This window comes from Clostridium sp. (assembly GCF_051654825.1).
Lineage (GTDB): Bacteria > Bacillota > Clostridia > Clostridiales > Clostridiaceae > Clostridium.
The window spans coordinates 21,832-31,542 of sequence record NZ_JBOFYU010000115.1; the positions used below are offsets into that span (position 1 = coordinate 21,832).

Consider the following 9,711-nt stretch of genomic DNA (forward strand, 5'->3'; position numbering starts at 1 on the left):
ATTTTATGAATGCTTTCTTGCATTTTATTTATATTCTGAAATTTCTTATTCTTTTTGAAATTAATTTTGAGTATAAAAAAAGACATATTAATCCCTAATGAAATTAATATGCTCTACCTCTAAGTAATATAGATACACTTATACCTATACCAATCTCATAGTCGGAAATTTACGGTTTCCGGTAGATACTTCCTGCCATATTCAGGGGATATACGAGCATTAATTTTCGACATTTTTTAATTTAAAATTATTATAGTTCAAGGGGGCACCCTTGTCAATAACTTTGCAACTATTATTGCAAATATTTTTTATCTTTCATATTACAATGTTCGTGATTATAATAATAAATATGATGTTATTTAAAATATATGAAAAAAAATAGGTGTTAATTAAAATATATCAACACCTATTGCTTATTTTATATTTTAAAATATATTATGTTTTTAAATTAAAATAACTCCGGTAATCCTTCTTGATCTACTTTAAATATAAGATTTTTTTTGCTTCCATTATTTAAAATAGCCTCTACCTGAGAATTTGAATTAGATATTTTATTTACACTATATAAAATTACATACGTTTTACCCTTATCTAATTTTATTTCTTCATTTGATGTTTTTGTAGTTATTTTATTATCGCTTACAAAATCACCAGTTAAATGTGCCTTTAAATATTTTTTTATATCCCCATTTTCTTCACTAACTTCATATAGATATACATTGCCTTTATAAATCATTAATCCAGTTGGTATTTTTATATCGATAGATGTTCTAGGTGCTATTGCATTAAATACTACTCCAGCTGTATAATTCATATCTTTAACTGATATAACTGTGTTTGTTTCACCTACTCCAGTATTATCACTAATATCATTATTTATATATAAACCATGTTTTACTATTTCACTTCTATCTGATATTTCTAATTTAACACTATTAAATTTTTGTTCTTTTAAAACTCTATTCTCCTTTAATGAAACATCATTATATACAATCACAGCTTTAGAATCTTCCTCATTTTTTTTAGCTATTACTTCAGCTTGTAATTTAACAGTAATCGGCTTTGATTCATATACCCAATCATTTTTATTTCCTGATTTATTTATAGTATATGTTATATCATCTAACTCCTTCAATATGGTATTTGCATCATTAAATTTGAGCCAGCTACTAGATTCATCTCTGATAACCGCTTTTAAGATATTTATATTCTCAGCTATTTTATCATCTGTTAAATTGCTTTCTTTTCCTTTGTAAAGCTCTCTTAACTTGATATTTTTCGGAGTAATATTATACTCTACTTCTATCTTCTCACCTATTTCAACAGCTGTAATTTTTTCACCATTTTTAAGAATATTTTTCTCTAATATAAATCTATCTTCTATTATAAAATACCCAAATTTTCCTGAGTCTATCTTAATGAAGTTCTTATTCTCTTCTTTTCCAACTTCATATTCTATTACATATCTTCCAGAAACTGATGGAAAACTATCTCTATTTCCTTCTAAAAATGTATCATTGTCAACTTCAATCGGTTCATTGCTTTTAAATGGATTTAAATTTAAAATCTTATTAATAAAGCTTTCTTTATCTTTTAAATTAACATCACTAGTCTTGTTATCAATAATCTTCCACTGGGTATTTCCTAGTTCATTATCTATATTTATAAATCTATATCTTAATTTACTATAATCATTTCCTCTAAAGTTAAATTCAACATCCGAAGTACCGTATAGTTTATAATCTTCATTCCAATTATCTTTGATAAAATACTCCTTTGAATTATTTGAAGTATTGTATTGCTTTTCTAATGTTCCTGAAGAATCTGATACACTAATACTAACCTCTTCACTACTACCTTCAAGAATAAATGTATATTCAACAAGGTTATTATTATAATCTAAAAGAAATACTGTTGAATTACCTTCTACTGGCTCATATCCAGTTGGAACTTGCGTAAGCTTCATTTCATAATTCCCTGTAGGAATTCCATCAAAGATTAATTCACTACTATTATCTCCACTTAAGGTTTGATTAATAGAATTACCCTTTAATTCAACTTCTATATTATTTGAAATTATATTTCCCTTAGTATCTATAACCTTTACTCTTACGCTCCCTCTTTTAACATTAATTGTTGCTAAATCATTTTCTTCAATATTTGCAGCACTATTTCCTTGATTTATTGAATATGAATATTTACCATTTAAATCATAACTAGTAGCTTCTGAAGTATTTACTTCATTTATATCAAGAATATTAAAATTATATTGTTGTTTTGGATTATCAGCTCCAATAGTACCAAACTCTAATATCGGACTACTGCCTTGAATATCTAAAACTGAAGGAATTCCTTCAGTAATATCAAATATAGCATTATTAAATGTTATTCCATTAGTTCCAGGATGTATAAAGTTTACTATTACATTTGCTTTATCACCTATTAAATAGCCATTTTTTTCAGGATAAAAATCCACTTGTAGCTTTTTAGAATCTTCTACAGTAAATTCCTTTACATTTATCATAGGATTTTCTAAATCAACACTTACCTTATTTCCATTTATATCTGTATATTGCAACTTGCTATCCGAATTAAATAAAGGATACTCTCCTACCTTATTAGCTCTTATTTTAAATTTTATAATAATTGGATCTGCCATATAAGTATCTACTCCGTCAACCTTAGTTAAATTATATATTATTGGAGGAACTTTAATAATTGATCCACCAACACCTGATACTTCAAACCCTTCAGTAGCTGTAAAACTATCACCTAAATTTATTTGTAAGTTTGCATCATTAAATGAATATTGTTGCTGTAGCTTGTCTGCAATCTTATTAAATATGCTATCTATAGCCCCTTCATCACTTGCAAAAAATGTATTGTTTGAATCATTAGGATTTTGTAAGTTAACTACTCCCCCCATTGATTTATGTATTTCTTGCATCTTTTTATTACCAGTACTTGTTGAGTTACCTAAACCATATCCAATTGAAAAAATATTGTAATTACTCTCTTTTATAATATTACCTATAGTTGTTGCATAATTAGTAGAGCTATTTACACCGCTATTACTTGATTCACTTCCTGTACCTGCAATAGCTGGATTATTATTATCTATTTTAGTGTAATAATTAGTATTGTTTTTTGAGTTTACTGAATAAAAAGTTGGTAATCCATCTGACATAAACACTATACTTTTATTAGCCTGTTTATCTCCCTTACTTAATAAATACTCTGCCTTTCTTAAACCCTCACCTGTATTAGTTCCACCTAAAGCTCTAATATTATTTATCATAGTATTTAAACGGCTATCTTTTATATCAATTAAATACTCATCACTAATAGACGAATAATTAGGAACACTATGCCTATTTCCACTTATATTTGATACTGTTTTGCTTCCTAAATACTTAATTGGATTTATGGTTGCTTCACTTGAGTAAACTACAATTCCAACTTTTAAATTATCTACATTTTTTAATCTATCAATAAATGCAATAGCAGCTTTTTTTAAATTAGTAAGCCTTGTTCCCTCCATACTACCAGAGCCATCTAATACTAATACTATTTCCTTAGGCTTTGAAACATTATGTTGAAATGGATGTGGTAGTATTTCATAAGTAACTTCTATTTCTTGACCTTGCATAGGATTTTTAGGACTTATACCTAAAAAATTAACATCTATTTGTGGTTTAATATCATCCGCCATAGCTATATTGCTTGGAACTAATATCAATCCTAATACTAAGATAATAGCTAATGTTAAGCTTCCTATCTTTTTTATTTTTCCTTTGTTAACTTTACTAAACTTCTTCACCCTTTCCTCCTTTTCCTTCGTATTATTACTGATATGAAAGTGTCTTATATTTATTTATTTCTGAAATTAATTATAGTTAATACCTTATATTCACCGTTGCTATATCCCTTTTTCTTTGCTAAATCTATTATAAATTCTACGGAATTAGCCTTTTCTAAAGTTAGCTCCTCATCTGTAATCACAGGCTTAACTTTAAATGAAATAACATTTTTTGACAAAACTATTTCTTCATTTTCATAAATCAATTTAAATACATTACTACTTTTATCATAAATAAATCTATATTTAATTACGTTTTCATCTTTATCATAGGAGTCTAAAGAAACCTCTTCTATATTTATTTCATTTTCTGAATTCATAATTCCTTTGCTTTTTAACTGCTTATATGTTGCCTTATTCATTAATATATTAGAATTATTTAATTCAATGTAATTTGATCCATTTACCGTCAATCCATTTATACCAATGGATTGCATACCTATATTAGATAGCCTTTCTTCTATTGATTTGCCCTCTGTTTGAAGATTTGACTTTATATCTGCACTAGATAATATTTTGTTATTTGAAAAGAAAATTGGATAAATAACAGAAAATATTAATGCCGTTAATCCTAAAGCTATAATAACTTCTAGTAATGTCATTGCATCTTTACTTTTTTTCATATTCCACCTCGTTATTTAACTATTTTCCATATACCGGTTTCTAAATAATTATTAATATCCTGCTCTATTGCAAGAGATTCATCAATTTTTATAGTTTCTTGATTAATTTCTCCATTAGATTCCGATACCTTAATAACATCCTTTAACTTTTCATAATGCCTTGATGTTATTCCTGTTGTTATTCTTTCATCATAAGATAATTTAACTTTTCTTCCAGACTTATTAATTCCTTCAACAAACAAGTCATTTTTAGCAATTATATTTCCTCTTAGTTCAACTTCACCTGTTATTATTACATCACCAGCTGTAATAATAAGTGCATTAATATCCTTATTTACTTTTGCGTTTAATATAATATATTTATCTTTGTCCATATACTCGCTATCATTTCCATCTTGGCCTACAATTACAATAGTTTTATTTGGATTATTATTTAGTATTAGTTTTTCTTTTTCATTATTAGGTGATACATAATTATTCATTTTATTAAAATCTACTTCACTAGCTATAGTCATTATGTCAATCGGATTATTGTATATTTCCACCAAATTACTTATATCATTTTCGTTACTTTTGCTTAAGCTTCCCATTTTATAAACCTCATTTGCATAACTAGCTCTTTTATTTAGTATTTCATTATAGGCATCAGGAGTAACTGGATTTATCTTTACTAATACTTCTTGATTAGTCTGATTGTCTTTTCCTACTATTGCTCCTGCCGCATAAGTAATCTTAGGTAATATTATTCCTCCATTTTTCAATTTATCTATATTTGTTTCTGAATAAGCCTTAAAATATTCACTTTTTGAAAACTCATCATTTACTCCATCAACAAATCCTTCTACTAATTGTAATGGTTGATAATATTCAAATTTAACATTTTCCTTATTATACTTATCATTATTTTCGATTAAGTTTGAATAAGCTATGTAGTTCCCCTTAACAGCTATGGATTCTCCTGTTCCATAACTTCCATTTTCACCCTTAGTATCTATGTATCCAACTCCCATTATATAAGCACTATTCTTTATCTTAAGCTGAGAATCTTCATTTTCATTTACTAATATAGAACTAGATTTTCTTGCTTTTTTATCTAAAACTGTATCTGTTGTAATATCATTTATTCCATAAAAATCTCTAATACTAACTGTACTCCTTTTAGCATTTAAAGCTAAATCATTATTTACTATAACGTCCCCGTTTATTATTAATTCTCTATTTAACCCTTGATTACCACCAAATTTTTCTTCTCCAATATACACATTTGATGAATAAACATTCCCATTAACTACAGCTTTTGCTCCATCTCTAATACTTAAACTTTTAGATGTAATTATATTTCCATTAAAATCAATATTAGTTGAATCATTTATTTTCTCATTATTTTCAAGTGATATTCCACCCTTATACTTATCATAAACAACACTATTTTTTTCTATATCACTTTCTTTTCCATAAACAGAAACATCCCCGTTTACTTCAACATTTCCCCAAACTTTCATATCACCATCAATATTTATTACTTTATTAGTCCATATAGGATATTTAGCTATTTGCTTGTTTTCTTCATAAAATCCTGAATACTCTGGTATTAACAATTTATATTTAGCACTAACAGTTCTTAAGGTTTTATCATTTTCTTGCGAAATAATATCAGATATAACTTCAATATTAAATCTGTCTTCCTCTTCACTAAAATCTATACGAGCTAATAAGTTAGGCTTTTTTCCATCTGGTAAATTGAAATCTACCTTTGTATATCTACCTTCTGATAATGAATCAGCTGGTATAGAAGTGTTAGTTACATACTTTCCCTCTTCAATAGAAACCTTTAATTCCTTTGATATGATATCTTTAAATTTATCTTCAAACTCTTTATTTAGAGTATTTATTATATATTCAGAATTACTACTTAACTCACTATTATTTTGAATTTCATTATACTTATCTTCTACAACCTTATTTCCTTCTTTAACTGCTACATTAAATGTTTTAATTATTATGTTATATGCAATATCAATTCCACTTTCAGCTCCATATAAATTTTGTAGCCTTTTACTTTCCGTTATCCTAAGCTTATAATCTGAAGTTATCATTGTTATCATAGCCCCTCCAACTGTAAATAGTAATGCACTCATAATAACAACAGTAATTAATGTAGAACCTTTCTTTTTCATGATATCACCTCCTATTAACCATCCCTTTGAATCAACTAAATATATTAGTCTAATCTATCACTTTTTAAAATTATGTTATGCTTAAAATCATTTATAAAAATATTTTCATTATTTTTAATAACCTTTATATCAATATCATATAAATCTCCAATTTTATTTGCTTTATCACTTGAATGACTATAAGTACTTTTATAATTTCTTACAATTCCTTCAATAGTATTTATATTGATATCTATAGTAGAATCTTTATGTTTCATCACATATAAATCAAATGATTCTTCTCCATCATTATAAATATCAATATTCATAGGCCTATTAAGATTTTCAGCAAACTTAATTGCTATCTTCCTTTTTTCATCTACCTCTATTATAAATTTGCTTCCACTTTCCTTATCTCCTGAATGAAATGTAATTTCTCTTTTATTATTTTCTTCTTTTACCTCAATCGTTAACTTGTCAAATAATGGTAGTTTTCTTTCATTCTTATCTTTTAATACTAAAGAACTATTATCATATTCTACTTTTAACTCTTCTATATCTTTTCTTGTCTCTTGGCTATTTTGTTCTATATTTTTATTAAAATATACTTCTAAGTTAAATCTAGAATCATTGTAATTTTCTCCTGCAAATTTATAAAAGCTACTATCTTTTTCTACTAGATCTAATTTGCCATTTAAAAGATTAATGTACTTCTCACCTTGTGTATCTATAATTTCTATTGAATTTAAGGCTTTTATTTCTTCTGTTATTTGCTGTCCTAATGTAATAGCTTTTTGCTTGTTTTCACTATTCCTCCCTGTATTTATAACTCCCATTACCATAGAAGATATAGGAATAATCAATACCATAATCAAAGCAAGACTTATTATTGTTTCTATTAATGTAATAGCCTTTTTTTTGTGATTTATTTTCACACAATCACCTACTTATTTGTTACATTTATCGGATTTCCTTCAGCTATAATACTTACTCTTGGTTTATCCTTATCATCTGATTTAATCACTACATCAACCAGCTTATTTGTATCATTTAATATTTTAACTTTAGCTCCTGTAGCATCTTTATCGTTTATTCTAGCTTCACTAGTTATTTCTATTAATATGTTCTCTGAGTTTGGATTAAATACTTCTCCTAATGAAGTATATTCACTTGGATGCTTACTATTTCCAACTCTATATTTGCAATAGTACTTTCCATCCTTTTCAGTTAATAATACTTCTACATCTTGAACTGAACTACTATCTGAATAAATATAACTTTCTCTAGTTTCATCCTTTTTTCTGCCTAATGTAATAGTTGGTAAATCTGAGCTTAAGGATTTAACCATCATAACAAAATCACTAGAATTATCTTGTGAAGATACAGTCCTTTCTTTTGCAGGGGATGTACTAAATGGAGTATCTTTCCCATAAGTATTTTTTAATGTCCATTCTAAATAATCATCATAGCTTTCTACAATTTTAGGAACAGCATAAAATTCTAACACCATAGATCCACTTACATCAATTAATGTATTTTGACCTACTGTTAAATTGTTAATTACAATCTTGCTTCCATTTCTCTCTACTCTCTTGATAAAAGTTTTTAAAGCTTCATATGTTCCATTAAAGTTTAATGTAACTTGCAATTGTTGAACTGTTTCTTGTGTCGCTTCAATTAAATCTTTATCCACATCTGATTCACTTTTATCAACAGCATTTGTAGATGAATTGTTGATATTTTCATTCTTAGTCTTATTATTCTCATATGCATCTACTAAAGGCTTAAATGAACTTTCTCCTTTAATAACTTGTTCTGACTTTAGAATTTCGATAGGCTGAATTGAAATATTAGAAAAATTTAAACTTCCTTTTAATAAGCTTCCTGATAAAAGTGAATCTAGTTCTAATATAATTTTTTCTTGTATTAATTCTGGATAAAAAATATTTGACTTATCTAAAACCTTAGCATTTAGTATTTTTATTTCTTCTTTTCTTTTTTCTATGTTATTTATTGTTTTCACAACTTCATTATAGTTATATTCTATTTCATTTCTTTCTGTTGTTAATTTTTCAACCTTTTTCACTTGATTTGTATATATAAATTGATAGTAAACTACACATATTAATACAACACCTAACACTCCTAATAGTGTCTTTTCTCTTTTGCTCATTTCCATTCTATTCGACACTCCTTAAAACACAGTTAATATCAAAAGAATATTCTCCCTCTACCGCATTATCACTATTTATAGAACTTATTGTAGCATCCTCTATAATATCTAATTTTTTAATATTATGCAGAACTTCACCTATTGCTTCTCTGCTTTTAGAAAGTGCTTGAATAGTTATATTTCCTTTTACTATATTTATACTCTTAAAATTAACATCAGTTGGTAAAGTAGAACTTAATTTATCTAAAATTTCTACTGAAACTACATCTCTTGATATTATTGCATCTGTTACTTTAGTTAATCCTTTCGAATATTCATTTAGTAAAGTTATCTTATTATTTATTTCATCTGCTTCTTTAGCCTTTTGTTGTATTTCAGGTGCATTTAATTCTTCAGTATATCTAGTAATATCTTTTTTTAACTTAACTATAGAAATTGAATTCCAAAGTAATGTTCCAAATATAAATATTCCTAAAATACCTACTACTACATATATTTCTATTTTTCTATTTTTTGTTTCTTTTTTTCTACCTTGATAAGGGATAAAAAAGTTAATATCTCTAAACTTCATTTAATAATCCCCCTTACTACAGTCTTATTATTGATCCAATAACATTTATATATGATGTTATTGATTCATTTAATATTTCTTTATTTGTAATATCAACATTACCTAATGTATTTATTTTTTCTGTGTTTATTTTTAAATTATTAGATAAATACTTATCTAATCCAGTTAACTCAGCTAACCCACCATATATATAAATTTTATCTATCTTATTTCCTACAGTTTTATTTTTGTAGAATTGTAGTACTCTTCCTAATTCCTCTAACATTTCATCTACGATATTTCTTACTTCATTATTAAACTCAATGTTGTTATCTAAATCTAATAAATCT

Annotated in this window: 7 protein-coding genes and 1 riboswitch; all 7 genes read right to left on the reverse strand. The window is 26.3% G+C overall.

The genetic code is table 11. The annotated features are described in order from the left end of the window. Positions 1–138: 138 nt before the first annotated feature. A riboswitch (purine riboswitch) is annotated at positions 139–236 on the reverse strand. Between the two features lie 212 nt (positions 237–448). Continuing rightward, entirely contained in the window at positions 449–3,820 is a 3,372-nt protein-coding gene (locus ACRDBA_RS07070; RefSeq protein ID WP_438572222.1) for a VWA domain-containing protein, read from the reverse strand. Positions 3,821–3,870: 50 nt separating this feature from the next. Then, on the reverse strand, positions 3,871–4,482 hold the full coding sequence (locus ACRDBA_RS07075) for a type II secretion system protein (RefSeq protein WP_438572223.1): 612 nt from the start codon (positions 4,480–4,482) through the stop codon (positions 3,871–3,873). An 11-nt stretch (positions 4,483–4,493) separates the two neighbouring features. Further along, positions 4,494–6,659, reverse strand: coding sequence for a hypothetical protein (locus ACRDBA_RS07080; protein ID WP_438572224.1), 2,166 nt, complete (start codon positions 6,657–6,659; stop codon positions 4,494–4,496). Positions 6,660–6,703: 44 nt separating this feature from the next. Continuing rightward, positions 6,704–7,573 carry a hypothetical protein gene (locus ACRDBA_RS07085; RefSeq protein ID WP_438572225.1) on the reverse strand — a complete coding sequence of 290 codons (870 nt, stop codon included), beginning with the start codon at positions 7,571–7,573 and terminating at the stop codon, positions 6,704–6,706. Positions 7,574–7,581: 8 nt separating this feature from the next. Next, positions 7,582–8,817: a hypothetical protein gene (locus ACRDBA_RS07090; RefSeq protein ID WP_438572226.1), complete on the reverse strand. Its 1,236-nt coding sequence runs from the start codon at positions 8,815–8,817 to the stop codon at positions 7,582–7,584. Position 8,818: 1 nt separating this feature from the next. After that, positions 8,819–9,382, reverse strand: a complete 564-nt coding sequence (locus ACRDBA_RS07095; protein WP_438572227.1) for a PilN domain-containing protein — start codon at positions 9,380–9,382, stop codon at positions 8,819–8,821. A 16-nt stretch (positions 9,383–9,398) separates the two neighbouring features. Next, on the reverse strand, positions 9,399–9,711 hold a 313-nt coding region (gene pilM / locus ACRDBA_RS07100), incomplete at its 5' end, for a pilus assembly protein PilM (protein ID WP_438572228.1).